The following is a 26,011-nucleotide window of genomic DNA, read 5'->3' as shown; positions in this document are numbered from 1 at the left end:
CAGCGAAGACGGAGGGGGTTCTTCTTATTCGGCCGGAATGGTCGCCGGATTTTTTCGAAGCGGCGGCTTCCGGATTTTCGGGGCCTCAGCTCCTGGTCCGCGCTGCAGCGGCTTCCGACGCCGCGACGCGCCCGGACTCCAGATAGGCGATGCCCAGACCGCCGGTGACCGGGTTTTCGTAGATTTGGCAGTCCACCTCGAATACCTCGGAGATGATCTCCCGGGTAAGGACGCTCCGCGGCGGCCCTTCGGCATAGATCCGGCCCTGCTTGACGAGATAGAGGTGGTCGCAATAGGCCGCGGCCAGCTCCAGATCGTGCAGCGCCGCCAGGACGCCGATGCCGAGCGACTTGACGAGGGAGAGGATCTGCAGCTGGTACTTGATGTCCAGATGGTTGGTCGGCTCGTCCAGGACGAGGAAGCGGGGCTGCTGGGCCAAGGCGCGGGCGAGCACGACCCGCTGCTTCTCGCCGCCGGACAGGGAAAGGAAGCTGCGCCCGGCCATCGGCAGCATGCCGACCGTGAGCAGCGCCTCCTCCACGAGGCGCTCGTCCTCCGCGCTGTCCGCGTCCAGCAGCTTCTTGTGAGGCGTCCGGCCCATCAAGACCATCTCGCGCACGGTAAAGTCGAAGCTGAGCTCGTTGAACTGGCCGACGACGCCCATCATGCGGGCGACAGTCTTGGGCGAGGCGCGGAGGACGTCGGTCCCGTCGAGGATGACGCCGCCTGCGGACGGCCGCACGACTTTGTAGATGCTCTTGAGCAGCGTCGACTTGCCGCAGCCGTTCGGTCCGATCAGGCCGACGAAGCGGCCGTCCTCGACGCGGAGGCTCACGCTCTTGACGATGTCGGCGCGGGCCAGCGTTACGGATACGTCGTTCACATCGAGCCGCATGTCATTACCCTCCGAACTCGTAGCCTTTTTTAAGGAGCATGTACATGAAAAGCGGGGCGCCGATCAGCGCCGTGATGATGCCGATCGGCAGCTCGACCTTCGGAATCGCGGTGCGGGCGATGATGTCGGTCCAGATGAGGAACAGTCCGCCCGCCCAGATCGACAGCGGCAGCAGCCGGCGGTGGTCCGAGCCGACGCCGGCCCGGACCATGTGGGGAATAATCAGGCCGACGAAGCCGATCATGCCGCAGCTGGAGACGAGGACGCCGGTGAGCAGAGCGGTCGCGATCAAATAGAAGCGGCGATGCCGGTTGAGGTTGACGCCGAGCGTGACCGCGGCCTCCTCGCCGAGCAGCATCGTATTGAGGATGCGCGACTGCAGCAGGAAGAACAGCGCCGCCAGCACGACCGCCGCCGCGACGAGCGGGAGGCGGTCCCACTTGGCCGCTGCGAGGCTGCCCATCGTCCAGAACGTGACGGTGCGGATGCCCTCCGTGTTGTTGGCGAAGTAGATGATGGAATTGGCGAATGCCGTGCAGAGCGCGTGGATGACCATGCCCGACAGGACGAGCTTGGCGGAGGTCATGCGGCTGCCGATGCCGGACAGGGCGAGCACGAGGACGGAAGCGCCGACGGCGCCGGCGAACGCCCAGAACGCGAGGCCGAGCTGGCCGAGCACGCCTCCGGCACCGAATCCGATCATGATGGAGAACGTGGCGCCGAGCGAAGCGCCTGACGATATGCCGAGAATGTACGGATCGGCGAGCGGATTCTGGACGGACGCCTGCATGATCGTGCCGCACAGGCTGAGTCCTGCCCCGACGAGGAGGGCGAGCAGCACGCGGGGGAAGCGGATCGTCCAGATGATGTTGGCGTTCGGCCCGCTCAGGATGTCGGCGGAATCGCCGAAGGTGAGGCCGGTCAAGCGGTGGGCGAGAATTTGGAATGACTGGCCGAGCGGGACGTCGACCTGTCCGAGCGAGACGGCGATGCCGACGGACAGCAGCGTGAAGCCGGCGAGCAGCAGCTGCAGCAGGGCGAAGCCGGCCTTGCCGGACGGCAAGGCGGCAAAACGGCGTTTGGGAACGGCAGAAGGCAGGGACAAGCGGATCGATCCTTTCTCTTGAAGCAGTGGGGCGCGAAAAGCGCTTCTCTTTCGAGAGTAAATGAGAACGATTATCGTTGTCAACAAAAGAAAAAACAGTTGACAACGGTACTCTCGCGGAGTAAAAATGATAATCATTCTCAATAAAATTCTTGCAAAAGGGGTCTATCCATGAACGCTGCCTCATCCATTTCCGCCCGCTTCAAAGCCGGTTCCATCCTGCTGGCGACGCTGCTGCTCTCCGCCTGCTCGGCGAACGGAGGCGACGCTCCCACCTCATCCGCCTCGCCGTCGCCATCCATGGCTCCGCCCGCCGCCTCCGCGTCTCCCGCGCCGACGGCCGCCAAGACAGCCTACCCGCTGACGATCCAGAACTTCACGCTGAAAGCGGAAGGCGGAGAGTGGGAAGCCAAGGACCAGACGTTCGACAAGGCGCCGGAACGCGTCGTCGTGAATACGCAGCCGATCGCCGAGCTTATGATCAAGCTGGGGCTGGCGGACAAGCTGGTCGGCGTAGCGGCCCTGTACGGGGAGCTCGATCCGGAGGTGGCGGAGGCGTTCGCCAAGGTGCCGGTGCTGTCCAAGGATTATGTAAGCAAGGAGCCGGTCGTGGCGACCGACCCGGACCTCGTGATGGGCCGCGGCGGCCTGTTCGCGGATGCGGACTGGGGCGTGGGCACGGTGGACGGACTCAACGAGCTCGGCATCCGCACGTTCGTGAACACGACAAGCATCAAGGGCGCGACGCTGGACAGCCTCTATGACGACGTCGACAAGATCGGGCAGATTTTCGATGTCCAGGAGCGCGCGGCCGCGCATGTGGATAAGCTGAAGGCCCATGCGGAGTCGCTCAAGCAGGCCTATGCCGCGCAGGACGAGCTGACGTTCGCCTTCGTCTCCGATCCGGGAGAAGGCGCGATCGCTCCGTACAGCGGCATCGCCGATACGTTCCAGGCCGACGCGCTGAGCCTGCTCAAGCTGAAGAACGGCTTTGCCGACATGCCTTCGGACGAAGCCAGCGTCGAGCAGCTCGTCGCGTTGAATCCGGACGTATTGCTCGTGACGATCTATACGGGATCGCCGGCCCAGGAGAAGACGCTCGAATCGTTCTATGCCAACGAGGCGCTCAAGGATATCTCCGCCATCAAGAACAAGCGGGTCCATTTCATTGATTTCAATGCGTACTGGGGCTACGGCGACCAGATTTTCGCCTCGCTCGACAAGCTGGGCCAGGAGCTTCATCCGCAAGGCTAGCGTGATCCGAAAAAGCTCTCTCCCTATGCGGGAGGGAGCTTTTCGCTGTTCCGGCCGATGGCCGAAAACAGGAGCGAATCGCCCTTTCGCTCCTGTTTTCGCATTGTGCCTTGTTCGCGGGCCGATTATCGATTAGAATAAGGACACGAATGCCCGCCCGGCCGCTGCCGGAGCGGACAGGGCAAGCGGGAGCGGGCTGCCGCGAGCGGCGGCCGGAGTTTGGGCCGCGGAGTTTGTGTCAACACTAATTGCAATGGTTCTGCCCATTGCCAGAGGAAGGACCCGGAGACAGGCGTCCGATCCTGTTCCATATCGTCCGGAGGGAGAACCTGACATGGCTATCAAGCTCATCAACATCGGCTTCGGGAACATCGTATCGGCGAACCGGATCATCTCGATCGTCAGCCCGGAATCGGCGCCGATCAAGCGGATCATCCAGGAGGCGCGCGACCGCCACATGCTGATCGACGCGACGTACGGCAGGCGCACGCGCGCAGTCATCATCACGGACAGCGATCATGTCATCCTGTCGGCGGTCCAGCCGGAGACCGTCGCGCACCGTCTGTCCGCCAAGGACGACGATCACGACGAATAATAGCGGGGAGTACTATGAATAAGGGATTATTGATTGTATTGTCCGGCCCTTCGGGAGTCGGCAAGGGCACGGTCTGCTCGGTGCTCCGCCACAAGATGCCGGAGCTCGTCTACTCCGTCTCGGCCACGACGCGCCAGCCGCGCCAGGGCGAGACGGACGGCATCAACTATTTCTTCAAGTCGCGCGACCAGTTCCAGGAGCTGATCGCGCGCGGAGCCATGCTGGAATACGCGGAGTACGTGGACAATTACTACGGCACGCCGCGCGATTTCGTGGAGCAGACGATCAACAGCGGCAAGGACATCATTCTCGAGATCGAGGTGCAGGGCGCGCTCAAGGTCAAGGAGACGTTTCCGCAAGGCGTCTTCATCTTCTTGATGCCGCCATCGCTCGACGTGCTCAAGCAGCGCATCGTCGGGCGCGGCACCGAGAGCCAGGACGTGATCGACTCGCGCATGTCGGTCGCCGCCGAGGAGATCGGCCTTATCCGCTATTATGACTATGCGGTCGTCAACGACGAGATCGAGGCCGCTTGCCATCGCATCCAGAGCATCGTCACGGCCGAGCACTGCCGCAAGGAGCGCTTCCTCGCCAATCTGCCGGAGGCCGTGAAAACCGCCGCATCCGAAAAAGCCTGAACGGAGTGATTCGAACGATGTTGTATCCATCTATTGATGAAATGATGACCAAGGTCGACAGCAAGTATTCCCTCGTCGTAGCGGCGAGCCGCCGCGCGCGTTCCCTGCGCGAGGGAGAGAAGAGCGAGCTCAAAGGGGCCAGGTCCCATAAGCAGGTCGGCGTCGCGCTCGAAGAAATCTACCATGACCTTCTGCAGGTCGAGCAGCGCAACGAGGACTAGCCCAGGACTTTTCGGCTTTTCGGATCGGTCCGCCTGGCTTCCGGCCCGGCGGAGCCTGCAGCCGCATAGCGCATGAATTAACAACCCTTGCGGTTGTTATTTTTTTATCGTCAGGCAAAAAAAGCAACGAGCAGAAAGGAGCTGCGGCCATGCTACGCGGCAAAACGATCCTACTCGGCGTCACGGGCGGAATCGCCGCCTACAAGGCGGCCATCTTGTGCAGCAAGCTCGTGCAGAAGGGCGCCGAAGTCCATGTCATCATGACGGAATCGGCGGTCCGCTTCATCGCTCCGCTCACGCTGCAGACGCTTTCGCGCCATCCGGTGCATCTCGATACCTTTGACGAGCAGAACCCCGGGGCCGTCACGCATATCGATCTCGCGGACCGCGCCGACCTCATCCTGATCGCGCCGGCGACGGCGAATTCGCTGGCCAAGTTGGCCGCGGGACTCGCCGACGACATGCTGTCGACGACGCTGCTCGCGGCGACGGCTCCGATCATCGCCGCGCCGGCGATGAACGTGCACATGTACGAGCATCCGGCCACGGTCGCCAACATGGAGACGCTCGGCCGGCGCGGCGTGCGCTTCATCGATCCGGGGACAGGGCAGCTCGCCTGCGGCTACGTCGCCAAGGGCCGGCTCGCCGAGCCGGAAGACATCGTGCTCGCGGCGGAGCGGTTTTTCGCCTCGCGGACGCTGCTGGCCGGCAAGCGGCTGCTCGTCACGGCCGGCGGCACGGTGGAGCGCTTCGATCCCGTGCGCTATTTGACCAACGACTCCTCCGGCAAGATGGGCTTCGCGATCGCGGAGGCGGCCCGCGACATGGGCGCCGAGGTGACGGTCGTCGCCGCCCGCACGGACGTGCCGGCGCCGGGCGGCGTGGAGCTCGTGCGCGTGGAGTCGGCGGAGCAGATGTTGGAGGCGGTGCTGTCCCGCTATGCGGAGGCGGACATCGTCGTCAAGGCCGCCGCCGTCGCCGACTACCGGCCGGTGGAGCGGCATGCTTCCAAGCTCAAGAAGTCGGCCGCCACGCTCACCTTGGAGCTGGAAAAGACGACGGACATCCTGGCGGAGCTCGGCCGCCGCAAGAGCGGCCAGTTCCTCGTCGGCTTCGCGGCGGAGACCGAACGGCTGGCGGAGCATGCGATGGACAAGCTGCGCCGCAAGAACTGCGATCTGATCGTCGCCAACGACGTGACGATGGAAGGCGCCGGCTTCGGCGGGGATACGAATGCGGTGCAGGTGTTCGACGCGGCGGGGCCTGCGCTCTCGCTGCCGGTGCTCGGCAAGCGGGAGACGGCGGAGCGCGTGCTCGAGCTGGTCGCCGCGCGGCTCGGAGGAGCGCGGGAGGAAGCGCGTTGAGCCGCGTCGCCGGCGTCATCGTCGACGTCCCGAGCCGCAGCACGGACCGGCCGTTCAGCTACGCGGTGCCGGCGGACATGCGGGCGTGGATCGAGCTCGGCAGCCGCGTCGGCGTGCCGTTCGCCGGCCGCACGCTCCAGGGATTCGTCGTGAGCCTGGCGGACGAGCCGCCGGCCGAAGGTCCGGCCAAGCTCAAGCCGATCGCCGAGCTGCTCGATCCGCTGCCGCCGCTGCTGCCCGATCTCGTGGAGCTGGCGCGCTGGATCAGCGTGAAATATTGCTGCACGTGGACGGCGGCGCTGCAGGCGATGGTGCCGTCCGCGATCAAAGGCAAGGCGGAGCGGCATCTGCGGCTGGGCGAGGCGGAGCTGCCGGACGAGGCGGCCGCCGAGTCGGGGGCGTCCCGGACGGATGCCGGGCAGGTTGATGTCGAGAACCCGTACATGGCATCGGCCGCGTTTTGGGCCATGCCGGAGGAGGATGGGCAGGAGCTGCCTGACGAGACGCTTCCGCAGGAGCTTGTCCGGGAGCTTCGCCGCCAAGGCAGCCTGAAGCTCGAAGCGGTGCGGGAGCGGTGGCCGGAGGCGGGCGGCGCGATCAAGCGCGCGCTCGCGCAAGGCGTGCTGATCGAAGAGACCTCGATCCGCGACCGCATCGGCGTGCGCATGCAGCTTACCGTCTATCCGCCGCTCGACCGCGAAGCGGCGCAGGCGGCGCTGGAGGCGCTGCCCGGCACGGCCAAGCGGCAGAAGGAGCTGCTGCAGTATGTGCTGGAGCTCGAAGGCCCGGTCACGCTGCAGGCGATGCTGGCCGACACCGGGGCGAACGCCTCGTCGGCCAAGGCGCTCGCGGAGAAGGGCTATATCCTCATCGAGGAGGCGGAGCAGCAGCGCGATCCCTATGCGGGCCGAGAGTTCCGCCGCTCCGCTCCGCTGCCGCTGACGGATGCGCAGCGCGAGGTGTTCGTACGCATCCGGGACGCGGTGGAGCGGGCGGCTCCGGCCACGTTCCTGCTGCACGGGGTGACGGGGAGCGGCAAGACCGAGGTCTACATGCAGTCCATCCAGCGCGCGCTCGAGCTCGGCCGCGAGGCGATCGTGCTCGTGCCCGAGATTTCCCTGACGCCGCAGATGGTGGAGCGCTTCAAGGGCCGCTTCGGCGACGAGGTGGCCGTCCTGCACAGCCGCCTCTCGAGCGGCGAGCGGTACGACGAGTGGCGCCGCATCCGTCGCGGCGGCGCCAAGGTCGCGATCGGAGCGCGCTCCGCGGTGTTCGCGCCTTTCGCCCGGCTCGGCCTCATCGTGATCGACGAGGAGCATGAGTCGAGCTACAAGCAGGAGGAGACGCCCAAGTACCATGCCCGGGACGTCGCCGTGCAGCGAGCCCGCCAGCACGGCGCCGTCGTCGTGCTCGGATCGGCGACGCCGTCTCTGGAAACCTATGCGGCCGCGGCGCGGGACGGCGCGGGAGGCGCGCTGCTGCGCTTGTCCGAGCGGGCCGTGGCGAGCGTCCTGCCGCCGGTGACCGTGACGGACATGAGGGAGGAGCTGAGGAGCGGCAACCGCTCCATGTTCAGCCGGGCGCTGCACGAGGCGCTGCAGGCGCGGCTCGAGCGCGGCGAGCAGTCGGTGCTGCTGCTCAACCGGCGCGGCTATTCGACATTCGTCATCTGCCGCTCCTGCGGCTACACGGCGCTGTGCCCGCACTGCGACATCTCGCTCACCTACCACCAGAAGACGCGGGCGATGCGCTGCCATTACTGCGGCCATGCGGAGCTGGCTCCGCGCGCCTGCCCGTCCTGCGAGAGCGAGCAGATCCGCTATTTCGGCGCCGGCACGCAGAAGGTCGAAGAAGAGCTGGCCAAGCTGTTTCCCGGCATCCGCGTCATCCGCATGGACGTGGACACGACGACGGAGAAGAACGCGCATGAGAAGTGGCTCAAGCTGTTCGGCGAGCGCAAGGCCGACGTGCTGCTCGGCACGCAGATGGTCGCCAAAGGGCTCGACTTCCCTTATGTGACGCTCGTCGGCGTCATCGCGGCCGATACGTCGCTCAACTTGCCCGACTTCCGGGCGGGGGAGCGGACGTTCCAGCTGCTGACGCAGGTGGCCGGGCGCGCGGGGCGCCACCATCTGCCGGGCGAGGTCATCATCCAGACGTACAATCCGGAGCATGACGCGATCATCGCTTCGCAGAAGCATGACTACGAGGGGTTCGTCGCCGAGGAGATGAAGCATCGCCGGATGATGGGCTATCCGCCGTTCTGCCGGCTCATCCTCGTGACGATGTCGCATGAGCAGCTGGCGAGCCTGTCGGCGACGAGCGACCGCTTCGCCCGCCGGCTGATCGAGCTGGCCGGCCAGCGCGGCGTGCTGCAGCCGCTGCACGGCAGCGGCGCGCGGGCGCTGGAGCTGCTCGGGCCGGTCGCGTCGCCGATCTCCCGCATCAAGGACCGCTACCGGTTCCAGTGCATGATTAAATACCGCGGAGCCGTACCGGCCGCCGAGCTCGTCTCGGAGGCGATCCGGCAGACCGAGGCCGAGGCGCCGCGCAGCGGCGTGCTGTTCAGCGTCGATGTCGATCCGCATATGATCCTATAGCCTACGATTTCATTCAAGGAAGGTGCATGACTCATGGCAATCCGTCTTATCGTTCAAAATCCAGACCCCGTCCTGCGCGAGGTCGCCAAGGAAGTCACGAAATTCAATTCCAACCTGCACAAGCTGCTGACCAATATGGCCGAGACGATGTACGACGCGGAAGGCGTCGGCCTCGCGGCGCCGCAGATCGGCATTTCCAAGCGCGTCATCGTCGTGGATGTCGGAGACGACAACGGGCTGATCGAAATGGTGAATCCGGAAATTCTGGAGCGCGAGGGCGAGCAGTTCGGTCCCGAGGGCTGCTTGAGCATCCAGAATGTGAACGGCGATGTCCGCCGGGCGAACAAAATCCGCGTGCGCGGCCAGAACCGAGACGGCGAGACGTTCGAGCTGGAGGCGGAAGGCTTCCTCGCGCGCGCGTTCCAGCACGAGGTGGACCATCTGAACGGCATCCTGTTCATCGACCTTGCGGAAGAGCTCTACGACGGCTCTGCGCGCGACCGCCGCGAGAACGGGGAGTGAGGCCGATGCGCATCGTATTCATGGGCACGCCGGATTTCGCCGTGCCTTCCCTGCGCTGGCTGATGGGCGAGGAGGCGGCGGCTCTCGGCGTCGAGGTCGTGGGCGTCGTCTCCCAGCCCGACCGTCCGAAGGGACGCAAGAAGGAGCTCGCGCCGACGCCGGTCAAGGCCGCTGCGCTGGAGTACGGGCTGCCGGTGCTGCAGCCGGAGCGGCTGCGCCGTCCGGAGGCGGTCGAGGAGCTGAGGCGGCTCGGGCCGGAGCTGATCGTGACGGCGGCCTATGGCCAGATCCTGCCGCTGTCGGTGCTGGAGATGCCGCGACTGGGCTGCATCAACGTGCACGGCTCGCTGCTGCCGGAGTACCGGGGCGGCGCGCCGATCCAGCGCTCGATCATGAACGGCGAGGACAAGACGGGCGTGACGATCATGTACATGGCCGAAGGGCTCGACACGGGCGACATGATCAGCCGCGTCGAGGTGCCGATCCTGGACGCCGACGACTCCGGCACGATGTTCGCCAAGCTGAGCGAGGCGGGCGCGCGCCTGCTCGCCGAGACGCTGCCGGATCTGCTGGCGGGGCGCGCTCCGCGCGTGCCTCAGGAGGACTCGCAAGCGACCTACGCGCCGAACCTGACGCGCGAGGACGAGCGGCTTGACTGGACGCGCGGCGCGCGCGAGCTGTGGCGCCAGGTGCGCGGCCTGTCGCCGATGGCCGGCGGCTTCACCCTGCTCGGCGGCGAGCCGTTCAAGGTGCGCGCCTGCGCGCCCGAGGACAAGCCCGGGCCGGCAGGCGCGGCGCCGGGAGAGGTGCTGGATGCCGGAGCGGACGGCATCCGCGTCATGACCGGCAGCGGCGTGCTGCGGCTGACGGAGATTCAGCCGGCCGGCAAGCGGGCGATGCCTGCGGCCGAATGGCTCAAGGGTGCCCGGCTCGCTGCGGGCACCGTGCTCGGCGCGCCCGCAGCGGAGCCGGGCGCGGCAGACGCGGCCGCCGGCGAAGGCGGCGGCCGATGAGCGGCGGCCCGCAAGGCGGCCGCCGCCGAGGCGCGGCGCCGGGCCAAGCCGGCGCCGCAGGCGCTGCGGCGCGTACAGCAACTTGCAGCTGCATCACGCGCTGCAGGAGGCCGAGCTGTCGCGCGCCGATGCCGGGCTCGCGACCGAGCTCGTCTACGGCACGCTGCAGCGGCAGCTGACGCTGGACCACTGGCTGCGCCAGCTCGTCGCCAAGGGCTTCGCCAAGCTGGAGCCGTGGGTGCTCTCGCTGCTGCGGATGAGCTTGTACCAGCTCGTCTACCTCGACCGCGTGCCGCCTCATGCGGCGGTCAACGAGGCGGTCGAGATCGGCCGGCGCCGCGGACATGCCGGCATCGCGGGCATGCTGAACGCCGTGCTGCGCAGCGCCGTGCGGCGCCTGCCGGAGCTGCGGGCGGAGGAATTCGCCTCCGAGGCGGATGCCGCGACGCGGCTGTCGCTGCGACACTCCTATCCGGAGTGGCTCGCGGGCCGCTGGATCGCGGAGTACGGGGAGGAGACGGCCGAGGCGATGCTGCGCGCCGGCAACGAAACGCCGCATGGGAGCCTGCGCGTCAACCGGCTGCGGCTGACGCCGGAGCAGGCGCTCGAGCGCCTGCGTCAGTCCGGGCTCGACGCCCGACGGTCCGTCGCCGCGCCGTGGGCCGGCGTCGTCGTCGACCGCGGCGGCAACCTGGCCGGCACCGACGGCTACACGGAAGGACTCTGGTCCATCCAGGACGAGAGCTCCATGATCGTCGCCGCTGCGGCCGCGCCGCAGGCCGGCTTCCGCGTGCTCGACTGCTGCGCCGCTCCGGGCGGCAAGTCGGCGCATCTGGGCGAGCTGATGGACGGACGCGGCGAAGTCGTCGCCAATGACCTGCATCCGCATAAAAAGGCGCTGGTCGAAAGCCAGGCCGCCCGCCTCGGCCTCGACCTGATCCAGGCCGTCGCCGGCGACGCGGCGGAGCTGCCGGAGCATTTCGCTCCGGCCTCGTTCGACCTCGTGCTGCTGGATGCGCCTTGCTCCGGCCTCGGCGTCATCCGCCGCAAGCCGGAGATCAAATGGACCAAGTCTCCGGCGGACATCGACGCCATCGCCGCCTTGCAGGAGCGCCTGCTCGACGCGGCGGCCGGGCTGGTCAAGCCGGGCGGCACGCTGCTGTACAGCACCTGCACGATCGCCGTCGAGGAGAACTCGGCGCAGATCGCCTCCTTTTTGGAGCGCCATCCGGCATTCGCGCTCGATCCGGCCGGCTGGCCGGAATCCGTGCTCGCGCCGCTGCGCGCGGCTGGAGTGGGCGATGCCGCACCAGACGCCTTCGACGGCTCGCTGCAGCTGCTGCCGCATCATTTCGGCAGCGACGGCTTTTATATCGCGCGACTGCGCCGGGCCACCTGAAGGTTCCTGGCTTCGAATCCCGCTTCCGAGCAATTCGGAGGCGGGATTTTTTTGGTTTTGCGACCGCGGGACCGGTCTCGGCGCGCGTTTCTGCGCGTCGAGGATCTTGCCCGTTCGCGCCCGCTCGTGTCCGTGCCGCTGCCGGACCGAGGCCGGCCGCTAGCGGTCTCACGCCGCCCGCCCGAGCTTCGATGAGCTCTTTTTCATTGGCGTCCTTCCGCCGATTAGATTAAACTATTGTAAATGACAGCTCGCCAACAACGCTTACAGGAGTAGATGCGCATGATGAGCAGGTTCCGTCCCGGCGCCCGTCATTTGACGACGCTGCTGGGCCTTTACGCTTTCGGCATGATCCTTCATTTCTACATTCAAGCCTCCGCGCTCGGCTTCGATGCCGGAGCGGCATGGGACTGGACGGCGGGGCAGCTGCCGATGTTCTTCTGGGGCAGCGCCTTTTTCTTCTCCCTGCTCTGCGGCGCGGCGGCCTTGTTCCGCAACGTGTACGGAGGCTCGCTGCTCGTCGGCATCGTCGCCGCGCTGACCGGTCTGGCCATATTCGAAAAGATGAAAGCGACCGGAGAGCCGCTGTTCCCATGGGACCTGCTGCAGCTCAAGAACATGTCCGAGATGGCCTCGATGGCCGGCGGCCTGTTCTCGCCCGTCGTGCTCGTCCTCACCGCGCTCGTGCTGGCCGGGCTCGGCTGGATGATCTTCAAGCTCCCGAAGCTGCGGTTTCCGCTCGCGCTGCGCGTCGCGCTCGCCGCGGCGTCGATTACGGCGGTGGCGCTGTTCGTCCAGACCGCGGGCGGCAAGTATCCGGCGCTGCTCGACAAGCTCAGCTACCAGAACATCTTCTGGGACCAAAAGGCGAACTACCGCTACAACGGCTTCGTGCTGGCCTTCGCCTCGAACCTGAACCAGGCGCTGCTCGACGAGCCGGAGGGCTACGGGAGAGAAGCCGTGGAAGACATCGCGAAACGCTACGGCTCGCTGCCGGACGCTCCGCCCTCGGCTTCGCCTTCCGAGCCGCCGAACATCGTGTTCGTCATGAACGAGGCGTTCTTCGACCCGACGCGGATGACGAAGTACTCGCTCGCCGAGGACCCGGTTCCGTTCGTGCATGGCGCGCAGCAGACCCGGCCTGCGGGCTACGTGCTCTCCCCCGAATTCGGCGGCAGCACGGCCAACGTCGAGTTCGAGGCGCTGACGGGGCTGTCGATGTCGCTGCTCCATGACGGCTCGGTGCCTTTCCAGCAGAACCTCACCAAGCAGACGGACATGCCTTCGATCGTCAGCATCCTCAAAGGAAGAGGCTACGACGCGCTCGCCCTGCATCCGTACGACAAGACGTTCTACAGCCGCAACCAGGTGTATCCGATGCTCGGCTTCGAGCGCTTCATCGGGCAGGACGACATGAAAAACCGGGAGTGGCTCGGCTCGCGCAGCTATCTGTCCGACATGGCGGCGATGAAGGAGGCGGTGCAGGAGCTGGAGCAGGCGGAAGGCAGGCCGCTGTTCCTGCATCTGGTTACGATGCAGAACCACTACCCGTACACGAACAAGGCCATCCACGGCGGCAACACGATCGAGGCCAAGGGCGTCGATCCGGCGCTTCAGGACCAGCTGGAGACCTATGTGGAAGGCATCAAGCATACCGACGGCGCGCTCCGATACTTGAACGAGTCGATCCAGAAGCTCGAGCGGCCGACGCTCGTCGTGCTCTGGGGCGACCATCTGCCAGGACTGCCGGCCAAGATCTACGAGGATGCCGGCTGGACCGACGAGCGGCTGCGCCATGAAACGCCGCTGCTGCTGCTGGCGAATTACGAGCTCGGCCGCGAGCCTCTCGGCACGATCAGCCCTTCGTTCGCCGGGCCGCTTGCGCTGCGCTATGCGGGCATGGAGCAGCCGGCGTTCTACAAGCTGCTCGAAGCGGTCCGCCGGCAGCTGCCCGGCCTCGGCAAAAAAGTCACGCTCGGCGCCGGCGGCGCCGAGCTGGACAAGCAGGCGCTGACGGAGGAGCAGCAGCGCCTGCTGGACGACTACCGGATGATCCAGTTCGATCTGATGGAAGGTCAGGGCTACGCCAAGGAGCTGCTGTTCGGGACAGGAGCCTGAGGCTGGAACAAGGACGGAGCGGCCGCTCCGTCCTTTCCTGTTTTGCCGCGCCGCCTGGAGCCGGCCTTTTTTTCTTGCCCCTGCGCCGGCGGCAGGCGGCTGCGAGGCCGGCTGTAGTCTTGGAATGGACGTTTGTGGTAAACTAGAGCGACGAGCGCCCTGAGCCGGCACGCCCGGCTGCGCTCCAAGAACGATGAAACGAGTTGAATTCGTAAAAATGAAAGCATTCGATCAGCCTTATATCGTGGACACGCCGTTTATATATGACTATTCCCTGGAGCAGCTGCAGGACTGGATGAAGGAGCAAGAAGAACCCGCGTTCCGCGCCGGCCAGCTGTTCGACTGGCTCTATGTCAAGCGCGTCTCCTCGTTCGACGAGATGACGAACCTGCCCAAGCCGCTGCGGGACAAGCTGGCCGCCTCGTTCCAATTCATCACGCTCAGCGAGATCACGCGCTTCGAATCCAAGGACGGCACCGTCAAGTTCCTGTTCGGCCTGCATGACAACCATGCGATCGAGACGGTCATCATGCGCCACAACTACGGCAACAGCGTCTGCGTCACGACGCAGGTCGGCTGCCGGATCGGCTGCACGTTCTGCGCCTCCACGCTCGGCGGCCTCAAGCGCAACCTCACCTCGGGCGAGATCGTCGCGCAGGTCGTCAAGGCGCAGCAGATGCTCGATCCGGAGGATCAGCGCGTATCGAGCATCGTCATCATGGGCTCCGGCGAGCCGTTCGAGAACTACGAGGCGACGATGGCGTTCCTGCGCATGATGATCCATCCCAAGGGGCTCAACATCGGCCAGCGCCACATCACCGTCTCCACGAGCGGCATCGTGCCGAGCATGTACAAGTTCACGGAGGAGAACACCCAGATCAACCTCGCGATCTCGATCCATGCCCCGAACGACGAGCTGCGCTCCAAGCTGATGCCGGTCAATCGCCGCTATCCGTTCCAGGAGGTCATCGACGCCTGCCGCAGCTACATCGCCAAGACGGGGCGCCGGATCACGTTCGAGTACGCGCTCATCGGCGGCACGAACGATCGTCCCGAGCATGCGCAGGAGCTGGCCGAGGTGCTGCAGGGCATGCTTTGCCACGTCAACCTCATTCCGGTCAACCATGTGCCGGAGCGCAAGTACGTGCGCACGCCTCGGGAGGACATTTTCGAGTTCCAGCGCATTCTCGAGAAAAACGGCATCAACGCGACGATCCGTCGCGAGCAGGGCCATGATATCGCCGCTGCCTGCGGGCAGCTTCGCGCGAAACATATGGAACTAACGTAACGAGGTGACGGGATGTTGACAGTGAACCGCAGTGATATCGGCCGCATCCGCATGGCCAACGAGGATCGTTCGTGGGCGGGCGTGACGGCCGGGGGGCTGACGCTCGCGATCGTAGCCGACGGCATGGGCGGCCATCAGGCCGGCGACGTCGCCAGCCAGCTCGCCGTGGACGCTTTCCGCGAGGCGATGGAGCCGCTTCCGGCCGAAGCGTCCGCCGACGAGGCGAGCCGCATGCTGCAGGAGGCGATCCGGCGCGCCAACGAGGTCGTGTACGACATGGCGTCCCGCAACGAGCAGTACCACAACATGGGCACGACGGTCGTCGCGGCCCTGTTCGTCGAGGAGACCCGCCTGATTCTCGGCCACATCGGCGACAGCCGCGCCTACCGCATCTCGGAGCAGGGCATCGCCCAGCTGACCGAGGACCATACGCTCGTCAACGAGCTCGTGCGCTCCGGCCAGATCAGCTTCGAGGAAGCCGCCCATCATCCGCGCCGCAACGTGCTCACGCGGGCGCTCGGCACCGACGAGGAGGTCGAGCTGGACGTGCAGGCGCTGGACTGGCGGCCGGGAGACATCCTGCTGCTGTGCAGCGACGGCCTGAGCGGCATGCTGGGCGACACGGAGCTGCTGCAGGTCGCGGGAGACGCCGGACTGAGCCTCGAGGCCAAGGCGGATCGGCTGATCTCGCAGGCGCTTGCCGCGGGCGGAGACGACAATATCACGGTAGTCCTGATGCAATCCGGCGCCGCAGCGGACGGGGAGGAGTGAGGACTTCATCATGATCGGAAGAGAACTAGGGGGCCGCTACGAGATTCTGACCCGCATCGGAGGCGGGGGCATGGCGCTCGTGTACAAGGCCCATGACCTGCTGCTCAGCCGCAACGTCGCGGTCAAGGTGCTGCGGCAGCAATACGTGCACGACGAGGAATTCATCCGGCGCTTCCGTCGGGAAGCCCAATCGGCAGCGGCGTTGTCCCATCCGAATGTCGTCAGCATCTACGATGTCGGCCAGGAAGAAGACATCCACTATATCGTCATGGAATGCGTCGACGGCCAGAACCTCAACGAGGTCATCCAGGAGCGCGCGCCGCTCCAGGCGGACGAGGCGGTGCGCATCGCGGCGCAGATCGCCGACGCGCTCGACCATGCCCATCAGAACCACATCATCCACCGGGACATCAAGCCGCACAACATTCTGATCGGCAAGAACGGGCGGGTGAAGGTGACGGATTTCGGCATCGCGCGCGCCGTCACCTCGTCGACGATCACCCAGGCGGGCTCTGTCATCGGTTCGGTGCACTACTTCTCCCCGGAGCACGCCAAGGGCGTCAGCGCCGGCGAGAAGTCCGACATCTACTCGCTCGGCATCGTGCTTTACCAGATGGTGACGGGCAAGCTGCCCTTCCTCGGAGAGAGCCCGATCAGCGTCGCGCTCAAGCATCTTCAAGAGCCGCTGGAGGACCCGCGCACCGTCAATCCGCTCGTGCCGCAGAGCGTCGAGAACGTCATCATCAAGGCGCTGCGCAAAAACCCGTCCGAGCGCTACCGCTCCGCGGGCGAGATGCTGGAGGATCTGGAGACGGCGCTGTCGCCGTCCCGCCGCAATGAGCCGAAGCTGCAGTTCGGCGGCGGCGACTTCGACGAGACGCGCGTCATGCCGGCCATCCGGCCCGGCCGCGAGCTCAAGGAGACGGGCCAGCCCGGCGTCGTGCCGCCGTCCTCCCCGCTGGAGGACGGCCATGCGACCGCGCGGCAGGAGGCCGTCGACGAGGAAGAGGCGGACGAGGAGCCGGAGCGCCGGCGAGGCTGGGTGAAGCCGCTCGTCATCGTGCTCTCCACGCTGGCCGTGCTGGCCGCCGTCTATGGCGTCTTCCGGCTCGTGTCCGGGTCGCTCGACGTCGCGGAGGTCGACGTGCCGTACGTCGTCGGCATGACCGAGACGGATGCCAAAGCCGCCCTGGAGGCGAAAGGGCTGCTGCTGGAGGAGCCGTCCATCCGGGCGTTCAAGCCGGACGTGCCGAAGGACCAGGTGTTCGCTCAATCCAAGTCCAACATGCGCGTCAAGACCGGCTCGCGGGTCAGGCTGTCGATCAGCGACGGCCCCGAGCTCAAGCCGATCGCGGACTACCGGGGGCAAAAGGCGGCCGACGTCGTCGCCGCGCTCCGGGCGCTCGGCTTCCCGGAAGGATCGATCCGCCTGAACGAGATCGCCGACGATGCGGCGGAGCCGGGCGTCGTGCTGAGCCAGGAGCCGGGCGCGGACAGCCAGCTTGACCCGCTGGTCGACACGGTGACGCTGACCGTCAGCAAAGGTCCGGAGACGGTGAAGATGCCGGATCTCGTCGGCAAGACGGTCGAGGAGGCCCGCAAGCTCATCGAGGAAGCGGGCTTGCAGCTGCGGGAGGACAATATCGTCAAGGAAGGCAGCTACAAGCCGGAAGGCGAAGTGCTCTCGCAATTCCCTTACGATGCCGGAAGCCCGGCCCGCAAGGGCGAGCAGGTGTCCATCACGGTCAGCTCGGGCCTGCCGAGAGACGCGCTGGAGTACACGTTCGACCTGCTGATCTCTCCGGCGCGTGCCGGCCGGGCGAGCGAGATCCGCATCGTCTACACCGACGCCACCGGCAAGGACATCGAAGCCCACAAGCGCGCGATCAAGGATACGCGCAGCTTCCCGGTGAAGGTCGTGCTCGCGCCGAATACGGAGGCGTTCGTCAGCGTCTACCGCGACGGCCAGCTCGCCGACACGTTCTCCCGCACTTATGACGAAGCCAAGAGCGGCGCCGACAGCGGTCCGACGACCGTGCCGGGGACCGAGCCGAGTCCTTCGCCAACCGCGCCGCCGGAGAGCAGTCCGACGGGCGATCCGAACGCAGCCGCCGGCCCCGGCGGACCGGACGAGGGACAGGAGACCGCCTTCGGATCGGAAGACGGCAGGGAGGGCGACGATGACTAAGGACGGCTCGGCCCGCGAGGGCCAAGGACTCATCGTCAAGGCTCTGAGCGGCTATTATTACGTGGCCGAGGACGGCGGCTCGGAGCAGCCGATCCAATGCCGCGCGCGCGGCATCTTCAAGAAGCGCGGCGAGTCGCCGCTCGTCGGCGACCGCGTCGATTTCAGCGTCAGCGGCACGGGCGAGGGCACGGTCGAGGCCATCCATTCGCGGTCGACGGAGCTCGTGCGGCCGCCGGTCGCGAACGCCGATCTGGCCGTGCTGGTCTTTTCGGTCACGGAGCCTTCGCTCAGCCTCACGCTGCTGGATAAGTTCCTCGTCCATATCGAGCATGCGGGACTGGAGGCGGTGCTCTGCCTCAGCAAGCAGGACTTGTCGGAGGAGGGCCGCAAAGAGGCGATCGAGGCGGCGGAGACGGTGCAGCGGATCTACGGACGCATCGGCTACCGCGTCATCGGGACGAGCTCGCGCCGGGGCTCCGGCCTCGAAGAGCTGCGCGAGACGCTTGATGGCCGGCTGGCGCTGTTCGCCGGACAGTCCGGCGTCGGCAAGTCCTCGCTGCTGAACGCGCTGCTGCCGGGGCTGGAGCTGGAGACGAGCGAGATCAGCGCCCGGCTCGGCCGAGGGCGGCATACGACCCGGCATGTCGAGCTGGTGCGCGTCGGGACGGGGCATGTCGCCGACACGCCCGGATTCAGCCAGCTCGATTTTCAGGAGCTCGGCATCGAGGACCTCGGCTACGGCTACCGCGAGTTCCGGGCGCTTTCCGCCGGCTGCAAGTTCCGGGGCTGCACGCATACGCATGAGCCGGGCTGCGCCGTGCTGGCCGCGCTGGCGGCGGGCGAAGCGGCGCAGAGCCGCCATGACAGCTACGTCCAGTTCCTGGGCGAAATGAAAGAGAAAAAGCGGAGGTACTGACCATGACCATCATCGCACCCTCGATTCTATCCGCTGATTTTGCCAAGCTCGGCGACGAGATCGCCGCGATCGAGCAGGCCGGCGCCGACTGGATCCATGTCGACGTCATGGACGGGCGGTTCGTCCCGAACCTGACGTTCGGCCCTCCGATCATCTCCGCCGTGCGCGGAGCGACGAAGCTGCCCTTCGACGTGCATCTGATGATCGAGCAGCCGGAGCGCAGCATCGCGGACTATGCGGCGGCCGGAGCGGACCGCATCACCGTCCACCTCGAAGCGTGCACGCATCTGCACCGCACGCTGCATCAGATCAAGGATCTCGGCCTGCCGGCCGGTGTCGCGCTCAATCCGGCGACGCCGATCAGCCTGCTCGAGCCGGTGCTGGAGGATGTCGACCTCGTGCTCGTGATGACGGTCAACCCCGGCTTCGGCGGGCAGTCGTTCATTCCGTATTCGCTGCAAAAGCTCCGCGACCTGCGCTCGCGGCTGCATGAACGCGGGCTGAGCGGCGTCTCCGTCCAGGTCGACGGAGGCATCAATCCGTCGACGTCGGCGCTCGTGCGGGAGGCCGGCGCGGACGTGCTCGTCGCCGGCAGCTACGTCTTCGGCCACGATTCGCCTGCGGCGGCGATCGCCGCGCTGAGGTAGGCGCGATGGGAGAGAGGCTGAAAACCATTGCGGCCGTCGCCGGGTATGGAGTGCTCGGCGGAGCGCTGCTGGCCATGTTCGTGCTCATACCGAGCGTCCTGCGCTTCGTCTTCTCGCTCCTCGCGCTTTGGCTGGGCGTGCGCTTCTTCCGCCGGCACGAGTCGCTCGGACGCCGCATCGGCTTCGTCGTCTCGGCGCTCGCGTTCTTCTTCCTGTTCGTGCTGTTCATCACGATGGTGATGTTCATCCGCGACATGCCGACCGCTCCGTAGCCGGCAGAGCTGCGGGAGGGGCAACGGTGGCGGCGATGGACCCGATCAGCCATTAGGCTCGGCCCTCGGAATAGGACACCGCGAGTCCGCATAGGATGGTTACATGAACCTAGGTTCTTGTAGCCTTTTTTGTTTTCGAGGGAATGGGCCCGTGCGGCCTGAAACGGGGATGAACATGCAGGCCCGGCAGTGCTGCCCGTCTACGATCAGCGATTTCGAGGAGGGATGAAGCATGAAGTTCTATACGATCAAGCTGCCGAAATTTCTGGGCGGATTCGTCAAGGCGCTCCTGAACACCTTCCAAAAGAGCTGAGCGTCCGGGACTGCGGCTGCCGGCCGCCCGACTTTCGAACCCGAGCGACGAAAGAGCGCCGCGCCGGCATGGCGCACGCTCTTTTTCGCGTGCGGCGGGGGAGCAAAGCCGCGAAGACGAAAAAAACAGCGTTCCTGCCGTCTAGTGAACGGCGGAACGCTGTTTTTGGTGCGATTATACACGAGTGACTTTGCCGGATTTCAGAGCGCGGGTGCTGACCCAAACGCGTTTTGGCTTGCCGTCGACCAGAATGCGGACCTTCTGAACGTTGACGCCCCAAGTGCGGCGGTTGCGGTTATTCGCGTGGGAAACGTGGTTTCCTGTGCCGGGTGCCTTACCCGTAACGAAGCATTTGCGAGACATGCAGTACACCTCCTTTGCAGCTTGCAGGTTGCAAGTACGAAACCGAAGGATTCCGTAGGCAAACATACTTGGTTATCTTATCATAGAACGCCCGTCTCATCAACCATCGTTTGGCAGGACGCGCGGGCGGGAAAACGGCGCAAATACGCGAAAACGGAAGAGAACGGCGTTTCAGACTTCATAATCGCTTCCGTTTATAGTACAATGAAGGTCAGTCCCGGCCAACCAGGGGCTTTGGGCGCAGTCGGCATCAGCCGAACGGCCCGCAGAGAAGGAGCGTGTGACCGGCCATGCCTATGCAGCTTGCCAACGAATTAGGTAAAATCAACGTAACAGACGATGTAATCGCCGTCATCGCGGGCTCGGCGGCGCTGGAATGCTACGGCCTTGTCGGCATGGCATCCCGCAAGCAGCTCAAGGACGGAATCGCCGAGCTGCTCAAGCGGGACAACCTCTCCCGAGGCGTCGAGGTGCGGCGCGAGAGCGAGGAGACGCATATCGACCTGCACATCATCGTCGGCTACGGCACCCGGATTTCCGAGGTTGCCCACAACATCCAGACCAAGGTCAAATACGTACTGAATGAAGTGATCGGCCTCAAGGTCGACCATGTCCATATTTTTGTCCAGGGCGTGCGGGTCATCAGTTAGTCAGGAAGGGGAAATTTTGCTTGGGAAAGCGCTTTATTAATGGTTCGGACTTCGCCGGTATGGCTTTGCTCGGTGCGGAGAAGCTGCAGCGCGGCGCGGAACGCGTCAACGCTCTGAATGTATTTCCCGTTCCGGACGGCGATACGGGAACGAACATGAACTTAACGATGGCCTCCGGGGTGCGGGAGCTGCAAGGAAAGCGCTCGGATTCGGTCGGCCGTACGGCGGAGGCGCTGTCCAAGGGACTGCTGATGGGCGCTCGCGGCAACTCCGGCGTCATTCTGTCCCAGCTGTTCCGCGGCACGGCCAAGGCTCTGTCCGGACTCGACGAGGCCGACCCGATGCAATTCGCGGCCGCGCTCCAGCAAGGCGTCGACATGGCCTACAAGGCCGTCGTCAAGCCGGTGGAGGGCACGATCCTCACCGTCGCGCGGGAGACGGCGCGTCATGCGCAGCAGGCTGCCCGCCGCGCCTCCGACATGGAGTCTCTCCTGCAGGAGGTCTACGCGGCGGCGAACGAATCGCTGCAGCGCACGCCGGAGCTGCTGCCCGTGCTCAAGCAGGTCGGCGTCGTCGACTCCGGAGGCCAGGGCCTCGTGCTCATTTACGAAGGCTTTCTCGAGTACCTGACGGGCGGCGCGGCGGTACCGGGCGATGCGGCCCGCGAGTCCGCTCCGTCGGAGCCGTTCCGCCATTTGACGGACGCTCCGCGCGCGGCCGAGCCCGCCCGAACGGCATCCCCTTCCGCGGGAGGCAAGGCGCAAGCCCAGCTTTCAACGAACGAAATCGAGTATTTTTACGACATGGAGTTCTTCATCAAGCGCCGGCTCGCTCCTCCGGGCGCTCCGGCGTTCGATGAGGACGCGTTCCGGCGGGCGCTCGCCGCGGACGGCGATTCCATCATCGTCATCGCCGACGACGAGATCGTCAAGGTGCATGTGCACTCCCGCCGTCCCGGCGACGTGCTGAACCTCGCGTACCAGTACGGCGAGCTGACCGAGCTGCACATCCTCAACATGCGCGAGCAGCATCGGGAGATCGTGGGCGAGGAGATCGACTTCAATGCGCTCGGGACCGATCTGGCGCCGGACGAGGCGCTGGCCGTAGCCGAGGTGCTGACCGGCTCCTCGCCGCAGGGCATCGCCGAGGCGGCCTACGAATGGGCGCCGTACGGCATCGTCGCGGTCGCGATCGGCGACGGCATCTCCGGCATTTTCAGCGACAACAACGTCGACATCGTCCTCTCGGGCGGCCAGACGATGAATCCGAGCACCGAGGACTTCCTCAAGGCGATCGCTTCGCTGCCGGCGGAACATATCTTCCTGCTCCCCAACAACAGCAACATCATCCTGGCGGCGGAGCAGGCGGCAGAGCTGTCCGAGCGCTCCGTCTCCGTCATTCCGACCCGCACGGTGCCCCAAGGGCTCGCCGCGGTGCTCGCCTTCAAGGACAGCGAGACGCCGGAGCGCAATGCCGCGCTCATGGCCGGCGCGGCCGACGCGGTCCGCTCCGGCAGCGTCACCCAAGCGGTACGCAATACGGAGATCGACGGCATCGAGGTGCAGGAGGGCGACTTCATCGGCATCGTCGAAAAACGGATCGTCATCTCCGAGTCGGACCTCCAGGAGGCGTGCCGCGGCCTCATCCGGCAGCTGCTGGAGAACGGCGGAGACCTGCTGACGATCCTCACGGGCGAGGGCTCCGACGCGTCCGCGACGGACGAGCTGGCGGACTGGGTCGCCGAGACGTATCCGGATGTCGAGCTCGAGGTGCATGAGGGCGGCCAGCCGCTCTATCCGTATCTGTTCGCCCTCGAATAATCCAAGCCCGCGCCGCTGGAGCGGCATATCATTCCTTGCGGTTCCGCGCGCGGAACGACGCAAGGCCGTGGAGGTAGCCCCTATGACTCAGGTTCGCATCGTAACCGACAGCACGTCGGATATCCCGGAGGAGATTCGAAGGGAGCTCGGCATCGAGATGGTGCCGCTGCAGGTCCTGTTCGGCACGGAGGCCTTTCTGGACTCGATCACGCTGAAGTCGGAGGAATTCTACGACAAGCTGGTCGCGTTCAGCGGCTTGCCGACCACGTCCCAGCCGTCCCCGGCCGACTTCATGGCCGTGTACGAACGGCTGCTGGACGAGTCGCCGGATGGGCCGATCCTCTCCATCCATCTGTCCTCGCAGTTCAGCGGCACGTACCAGTCGGCCCTGCTCGCGAGCACGATGATCGAACGCGACGCGGACATCGCCGTGTTCGACTCCCGCAGCGCCTCATGCGGCATCGGCATGCTCGTCATTCGCGCGGCCGAGATGGCCCGCCAGGGCAGCTCCAAGGACGACATCCTGGCGGAGATCGAGCGCATGCGCAGCGAGACCGAGCTGTACTTCCTCGTCGATACGCTCGAATACCTTCAAAAAGGCGGACGGATCGGCAAAGCTTCTGCCCTCATCGGCTCCATCCTTAATATCAAGCCGATCCTGACGATCGATTCCACAGGCGTCATCGTACCGGTGGACAAGGTACGCGGCTCCAAAAAGGCGATCCAGCGCATCGTCGACATGCTCCGCGAGAAATTCCCGCCGGAGGAGCCGGTCGCCGTGCACTTTGCTTGGACGCATCAGAGAGGCTCCGCTCTGGACCTGCAGGAAGCGGTCACATCCAGCTTCAACGTTCAGGCTACTTCCATCACGACGCTCGGTCCGGTTGTCGGCGCCCATGTCGGTCCCGGCACCGTCGCCGTCTTCATGCATCGCAAATGAATCATTCATCCGTCGCGCCGGAATCCGTTCCGGCGAGGCAGATCAAAGGCGTGAGCGCTCCGAAGGAGCAGGAGCTTCACGCCTTTGGCATCTATACCGCGCTGGATCTGATGAACTACTTTCCGTTCCGCTACGAGGACTACCGGCTGCGCTCGCTTGCCGAGGCCAAGGACGGAGAGAAGATCACGATCCAGGGCATCCTGCGCGGCCTGCCGATGGTGGCTCGCTTCGGCAAGGGCAAGACGCGCCTCACGGCGAAGGCCGAGGCGGACGGGCAGCTGATTACCGCCGTCTGGTTCAACCGCATGTTCATCAAGGATCAGCTGCAGCTCGGGCGTGAAATTACGCTGACCGGAAAATGGGATGCAAGGCGCATGCAGATCACCGTCACCGATTCCGAATTCCCGGACAAAGGGACGGCCAAGACCGGCACGCTGCAGCCGGTGTACTCGGTCGGCGGCACGATCACGCAGGCGTGGATGCGCAAGACGATCCGCCAGGCGCTGGAGCAGTACGGGCCGCTGCTGGAGGAGAACCTGCCGGAGCGGCTGCTGCGCAAATACCGCCTCATGCCGAGAAGCGAGGCGGTCTATCATATCCATCATCCGGAAGATCCCAAGGACGGCCAGGGCGCTCGCCGGCGGCTCGTCTACGAGGAGCTGTTCCTGTTCCAGCTCAAGCTGCAGGCGTATCGGATGCTGAATCGGCGCAAGGCGGACGGCATCGTGCATCGCGTCGATCCCGAGGTCATCCGGCAGTTCGCGGCGTCGCTGCCGTTCGAGCTGACGGACGCGCAGAAAAAGGTCGTCAACGAGATTCTCGCGGACATGCGCCAGCCGTTCGCGATGAACCGGCTGCTGCAGGGCGACGTCGGCGCGGGCAAGACCGTCGTCGCCGCGATCGCGCTGCTCGCCGCCGTCAAGGCGGGCCATCAGGGGGCGCTCATGGTGCCGACCGAGATTCTGGCCGAACAGCATATGCGCTCCTTGACCCGGCTGTACGAAGGGACGGGCTTGCAGACGGCGCTGCTGACGGGCAGCGTGAGCGACAAGAAGCGGCGCGACCTGCTCGCCGGCTTGCAGATGGGGCTCGTCGACGTGCTCATCGGCACGCATGCGCTCATCCAGGACGATGTGGCGTTCCGCTCGCTCGGCCTCGTCGTCACCGACGAGCAGCACCGCTTCGGCGTCAACCAGCGCAGCGTGCTCAGGCGCAAGGGACCGAGTCCGGACGTGCTGACGATGACGGCGACGCCGATCCCGCGGACGCTGGCGATCACGGCGTTCGGCGACATGGACGTCTCGACGATCAAGGAGCGTCCGAAGGGGCGCATCCCGATCCAGACCTATTGGGTCAAGCATGGCATGATGGACCGGGTGTACGGCTTCATCCGGCGCGAGATCGATGCCGGACGCCAGGCGTACGTCATCTGCCCGCTCATCGAGGAGTCGGAGAAGCTCGACGTGCAAAATGCGATCGACCAGTTCGTGCAGCTGCAGCAGGCGTTCCCCGACCTGAAGGTCGGGCTGCTGCACGGCCGCATGACGGCGTCGGAGAAGGACGAGGTCATGGCGGCGTTCGCGGCGGCGGACGTGCAGGTGCTCGTCGCCACGACGGTCGTCGAGGTCGGCGTCGACGTGCCCAACGCGACGCTCATGATTGTCATGGACGCGGAGCGCTTCGGGCTCTCGCAGCTGCATCAGCTGCGCGGCCGGGTCGGTCGCGGCGCGCACGCGTCGTACTGCGTGCTCGTCGCCGATCCCAAGACGGAGACCGGCAAGGAGCGGATGGCGGTCATGCAGGAGACCGACGACGGCTTCGAGGTCGCCCGCCGCGATCTGGAGCTGCGCGGGCCGGGCGATTTTTTCGGCACCAAGCAGAGCGGGATGCCGGACTTCAAGCTGGCCGACATGGCGGCGGACTTCGCCGTGCTGGAGGCGGCCCGGGAGGACGCCGCAGAGCTGGCCGCCGAAGACGGCTTCTGGACAGCGGAGGCGTACGCGCCGCTGCGGGCGATCCTCGCCAAGGATCCGATTTTCCAGGGCAGCCAGCTCGACTGACGCGAACGGACTGTGCCGGGGAGGCAACTCCGGACTGACCCGGGCATATAGTAACATCG

At 65.7% G+C, this 26,011-nt stretch carries 24 protein-coding genes; 21 read left to right on the top strand and 3 right to left on the bottom strand.

What is annotated here, in order from left to right; translation table 11 throughout:
• Nucleotides 1-85: 85 nt before the first annotated feature.
• Both HGI30_RS12985 and HGI30_RS12980 read right to left on the bottom strand, forming a co-directional pair.
• The gene (locus HGI30_RS12985) at nucleotides 86-895 is read right to left on the bottom strand and encodes an ABC transporter ATP-binding protein (protein WP_168907943.1); all 810 of its coding nucleotides are present in this window, start codon (nucleotides 893-895) and stop codon (nucleotides 86-88) included.
• Nucleotides 896-899: 4 nt separating this feature from the next.
• Nucleotides 900-1,994 (bottom strand): FecCD family ABC transporter permease, encoded by a 1,095-nt coding sequence (locus HGI30_RS12980; RefSeq protein WP_235680441.1) that lies wholly within the window; start codon nucleotides 1,992-1,994, stop codon nucleotides 900-902.
• Nucleotides 1,995-2,171: 177 nt separating this feature from the next.
• Here HGI30_RS12980 and HGI30_RS12975 point away from each other — a divergent pair, with 177 nt between their 5' ends.
• From HGI30_RS12975 to spoVM, 17 genes are all read left to right on the top strand, one after another.
• The gene (locus HGI30_RS12975; RefSeq protein WP_168907941.1) at nucleotides 2,172-3,254 is read left to right on the top strand and encodes an ABC transporter substrate-binding protein; all 1,083 of its coding nucleotides are present in this window, start codon (nucleotides 2,172-2,174) and stop codon (nucleotides 3,252-3,254) included.
• A gap of 334 nt (nucleotides 3,255-3,588) precedes the next feature.
• Nucleotides 3,589-3,849: an extracellular matrix/biofilm regulator RemA gene (gene remA, locus HGI30_RS12970; protein ID WP_006036475.1), complete on the top strand. Its 261-nt coding sequence runs from the start codon at nucleotides 3,589-3,591 to the stop codon at nucleotides 3,847-3,849.
• Between the two features lie 14 nt (nucleotides 3,850-3,863).
• A complete protein-coding gene (gmk, locus tag HGI30_RS12965) occupies nucleotides 3,864-4,487 on the top strand; it encodes a guanylate kinase (protein ID WP_168907940.1) in 624 nt (207 codons plus the stop codon).
• A 17-nt stretch (nucleotides 4,488-4,504) separates the two neighbouring features.
• Entirely contained in the window at nucleotides 4,505-4,708 is a 204-nt protein-coding gene (gene rpoZ / locus HGI30_RS12960; protein WP_168907939.1) for a DNA-directed RNA polymerase subunit omega, read from the top strand.
• Between the two features lie 149 nt (nucleotides 4,709-4,857).
• On the top strand, nucleotides 4,858-6,072 hold the full coding sequence (gene coaBC, locus HGI30_RS12955; protein WP_168907938.1) for a bifunctional phosphopantothenoylcysteine decarboxylase/phosphopantothenate--cysteine ligase CoaBC: 1,215 nt from the start codon (nucleotides 4,858-4,860) through the stop codon (nucleotides 6,070-6,072).
• Nucleotides 6,069-8,672, top strand: a complete 2,604-nt coding sequence (gene priA, locus HGI30_RS12950) for a primosomal protein N' (protein WP_168907937.1) — start codon at nucleotides 6,069-6,071, stop codon at nucleotides 8,670-8,672. The genes coaBC and priA overlap by 4 nt, the downstream gene beginning before the upstream one ends.
• 33 nt (nucleotides 8,673-8,705) lie before the next feature.
• Nucleotides 8,706-9,194, top strand: coding sequence for a peptide deformylase (def, locus tag HGI30_RS12945; protein WP_168907936.1), 489 nt, complete (start codon nucleotides 8,706-8,708; stop codon nucleotides 9,192-9,194).
• Nucleotides 9,195-9,199: 5 nt separating this feature from the next.
• Nucleotides 9,200-10,207: a methionyl-tRNA formyltransferase gene (gene fmt / locus HGI30_RS12940; RefSeq protein ID WP_206109921.1), complete on the top strand. Its 1,008-nt coding sequence runs from the start codon at nucleotides 9,200-9,202 to the stop codon at nucleotides 10,205-10,207.
• 82 nt (nucleotides 10,208-10,289) lie between these two features.
• The gene (gene rsmB, locus HGI30_RS12935) at nucleotides 10,290-11,606 is read left to right on the top strand and encodes a 16S rRNA (cytosine(967)-C(5))-methyltransferase RsmB (RefSeq protein ID WP_235680124.1); all 1,317 of its coding nucleotides are present in this window, start codon (nucleotides 10,290-10,292) and stop codon (nucleotides 11,604-11,606) included.
• A gap of 282 nt (nucleotides 11,607-11,888) precedes the next feature.
• A complete protein-coding gene (locus tag HGI30_RS12930) occupies nucleotides 11,889-13,724 on the top strand; it encodes an LTA synthase family protein (protein ID WP_168907934.1) in 1,836 nt (611 codons plus the stop codon).
• 217 nt (nucleotides 13,725-13,941) lie between these two features.
• Nucleotides 13,942-15,012, top strand: a complete 1,071-nt coding sequence (gene rlmN / locus HGI30_RS12925) for a dual-specificity RNA methyltransferase RlmN (RefSeq protein WP_206109920.1) — start codon at nucleotides 13,942-13,944, stop codon at nucleotides 15,010-15,012.
• A 12-nt stretch (nucleotides 15,013-15,024) separates the two neighbouring features.
• A complete protein-coding gene (locus HGI30_RS12920) occupies nucleotides 15,025-15,783 on the top strand; it encodes a Stp1/IreP family PP2C-type Ser/Thr phosphatase (RefSeq protein WP_168907932.1) in 759 nt (252 codons plus the stop codon).
• Nucleotides 15,784-15,793: 10 nt separating this feature from the next.
• On the top strand, nucleotides 15,794-17,971 hold the full coding sequence (gene pknB, locus HGI30_RS12915; protein WP_168907931.1) for a Stk1 family PASTA domain-containing Ser/Thr kinase: 2,178 nt from the start codon (nucleotides 15,794-15,796) through the stop codon (nucleotides 17,969-17,971).
• On the top strand, nucleotides 17,964-18,887 hold the full coding sequence (gene rsgA, locus HGI30_RS12910; protein ID WP_168907930.1) for a ribosome small subunit-dependent GTPase A: 924 nt from the start codon (nucleotides 17,964-17,966) through the stop codon (nucleotides 18,885-18,887). The genes pknB and rsgA overlap by 8 nt, the downstream gene beginning before the upstream one ends.
• Nucleotides 18,888-18,889: 2 nt before the next feature.
• The gene (gene rpe, locus HGI30_RS12905; RefSeq protein ID WP_168907929.1) at nucleotides 18,890-19,534 is read left to right on the top strand and encodes a ribulose-phosphate 3-epimerase; all 645 of its coding nucleotides are present in this window, start codon (nucleotides 18,890-18,892) and stop codon (nucleotides 19,532-19,534) included.
• Between the two features lie 5 nt (nucleotides 19,535-19,539).
• Nucleotides 19,540-19,806 carry a hypothetical protein gene (locus HGI30_RS12900; RefSeq protein WP_168907928.1) on the top strand — a complete coding sequence of 89 codons (267 nt, stop codon included), beginning with the start codon at nucleotides 19,540-19,542 and terminating at the stop codon, nucleotides 19,804-19,806.
• 232 nt (nucleotides 19,807-20,038) lie between these two features.
• On the top strand, nucleotides 20,039-20,119 hold the full coding sequence (spoVM, locus tag HGI30_RS12895) for a stage V sporulation protein SpoVM (RefSeq protein WP_168909872.1): 81 nt from the start codon (nucleotides 20,039-20,041) through the stop codon (nucleotides 20,117-20,119).
• Between the two features lie 174 nt (nucleotides 20,120-20,293).
• Here the strand turns inward: spoVM and rpmB are convergent, their stop codons facing one another.
• On the bottom strand, nucleotides 20,294-20,482 hold the full coding sequence (gene rpmB, locus HGI30_RS12890; RefSeq protein WP_048748286.1) for a 50S ribosomal protein L28: 189 nt from the start codon (nucleotides 20,480-20,482) through the stop codon (nucleotides 20,294-20,296).
• A gap of 290 nt (nucleotides 20,483-20,772) precedes the next feature.
• Between rpmB and HGI30_RS12885 the strand changes: the two genes are divergently transcribed.
• The 4 genes from HGI30_RS12885 to recG all read left to right on the top strand — a co-directional run bounded on the left by HGI30_RS12885 (nucleotide 20,773) and on the right by recG (nucleotide 25,952).
• Complete coding sequence (locus tag HGI30_RS12885) at nucleotides 20,773-21,132, top strand: Asp23/Gls24 family envelope stress response protein (RefSeq protein WP_168907927.1); 360 nt, start codon at nucleotides 20,773-20,775, stop codon at nucleotides 21,130-21,132.
• A gap of 59 nt (nucleotides 21,133-21,191) precedes the next feature.
• Entirely contained in the window at nucleotides 21,192-22,952 is a 1,761-nt protein-coding gene (locus HGI30_RS12880) for a DAK2 domain-containing protein (protein WP_168909871.1), read from the top strand.
• 82 nt (nucleotides 22,953-23,034) lie between these two features.
• The gene (locus HGI30_RS12875; RefSeq protein WP_168907926.1) at nucleotides 23,035-23,892 is read left to right on the top strand and encodes a DegV family protein; all 858 of its coding nucleotides are present in this window, start codon (nucleotides 23,035-23,037) and stop codon (nucleotides 23,890-23,892) included.
• The gene (gene recG, locus HGI30_RS12870) at nucleotides 23,889-25,952 is read left to right on the top strand and encodes an ATP-dependent DNA helicase RecG (protein WP_168907925.1); all 2,064 of its coding nucleotides are present in this window, start codon (nucleotides 23,889-23,891) and stop codon (nucleotides 25,950-25,952) included. The genes HGI30_RS12875 and recG overlap by 4 nt, the downstream gene beginning before the upstream one ends.
• Nucleotides 25,953-26,011 lie beyond the last annotated feature (59 nt).

The sequence above is a fragment of the Paenibacillus albicereus genome, assembly GCF_012676905.1.
GTDB lineage: Bacteria > Bacillota > Bacilli > Paenibacillales > Paenibacillaceae > Paenibacillus_O > Paenibacillus_O albicereus.
Note: the sequence above shows the minus strand (reverse complement) of the source record. Positions and strands in the feature narration are given on the sequence as shown.

What these genes read in the sequence shown, in the direction of transcription:
- HGI30_RS12985 (WP_168907943.1), bottom strand. Translation starts at nt 895, where the DNA reads ATGCGGCTCGATGTGAACGACGTATCCGTAACGCTGGCCCGCGCCGAC.
- HGI30_RS12975 (WP_168907941.1), top strand. Translation starts at nt 2,172, where the DNA reads ATGAACGCTGCCTCATCCATTTCCGCCCGCTTCAAAGCCGGTTCCATC.
- remA (WP_006036475.1), top strand. Translation starts at nt 3,589, where the DNA reads ATGGCTATCAAGCTCATCAACATCGGCTTCGGGAACATCGTATCGGCG.
- gmk (WP_168907940.1), top strand. Translation starts at nt 3,864, where the DNA reads ATGAATAAGGGATTATTGATTGTATTGTCCGGCCCTTCGGGAGTCGGC.
- rpoZ (WP_168907939.1), top strand. Translation starts at nt 4,505, where the DNA reads ATGTTGTATCCATCTATTGATGAAATGATGACCAAGGTCGACAGCAAG.
- coaBC (WP_168907938.1), top strand. Translation starts at nt 4,858, where the DNA reads ATGCTACGCGGCAAAACGATCCTACTCGGCGTCACGGGCGGAATCGCC.
- def (WP_168907936.1), top strand. Translation starts at nt 8,706, where the DNA reads ATGGCAATCCGTCTTATCGTTCAAAATCCAGACCCCGTCCTGCGCGAG.
- fmt (WP_206109921.1), top strand. Translation starts at nt 9,200, where the DNA reads ATGCGCATCGTATTCATGGGCACGCCGGATTTCGCCGTGCCTTCCCTG.
- HGI30_RS12930 (WP_168907934.1), top strand. Translation starts at nt 11,889, where the DNA reads ATGATGAGCAGGTTCCGTCCCGGCGCCCGTCATTTGACGACGCTGCTG.
- rlmN (WP_206109920.1), top strand. Translation starts at nt 13,942, where the DNA reads ATGAAAGCATTCGATCAGCCTTATATCGTGGACACGCCGTTTATATAT.
- HGI30_RS12920 (WP_168907932.1), top strand. Translation starts at nt 15,025, where the DNA reads ATGTTGACAGTGAACCGCAGTGATATCGGCCGCATCCGCATGGCCAAC.
- pknB (WP_168907931.1), top strand. Translation starts at nt 15,794, where the DNA reads ATGATCGGAAGAGAACTAGGGGGCCGCTACGAGATTCTGACCCGCATC.
- rsgA (WP_168907930.1), top strand. Translation starts at nt 17,964, where the DNA reads ATGACTAAGGACGGCTCGGCCCGCGAGGGCCAAGGACTCATCGTCAAG.
- rpe (WP_168907929.1), top strand. Translation starts at nt 18,890, where the DNA reads ATGACCATCATCGCACCCTCGATTCTATCCGCTGATTTTGCCAAGCTC.
- HGI30_RS12900 (WP_168907928.1), top strand. Translation starts at nt 19,540, where the DNA reads ATGGGAGAGAGGCTGAAAACCATTGCGGCCGTCGCCGGGTATGGAGTG.
- spoVM (WP_168909872.1), top strand. Translation starts at nt 20,039, where the DNA reads ATGAAGTTCTATACGATCAAGCTGCCGAAATTTCTGGGCGGATTCGTC.
- rpmB (WP_048748286.1), bottom strand. Translation starts at nt 20,482, where the DNA reads ATGTCTCGCAAATGCTTCGTTACGGGTAAGGCACCCGGCACAGGAAAC.
- HGI30_RS12885 (WP_168907927.1), top strand. Translation starts at nt 20,773, where the DNA reads ATGCCTATGCAGCTTGCCAACGAATTAGGTAAAATCAACGTAACAGAC.
- HGI30_RS12880 (WP_168909871.1), top strand. Translation starts at nt 21,192, where the DNA reads ATGGCTTTGCTCGGTGCGGAGAAGCTGCAGCGCGGCGCGGAACGCGTC.
- HGI30_RS12875 (WP_168907926.1), top strand. Translation starts at nt 23,035, where the DNA reads ATGACTCAGGTTCGCATCGTAACCGACAGCACGTCGGATATCCCGGAG.
- recG (WP_168907925.1), top strand. Translation starts at nt 23,889, where the DNA reads ATGAATCATTCATCCGTCGCGCCGGAATCCGTTCCGGCGAGGCAGATC.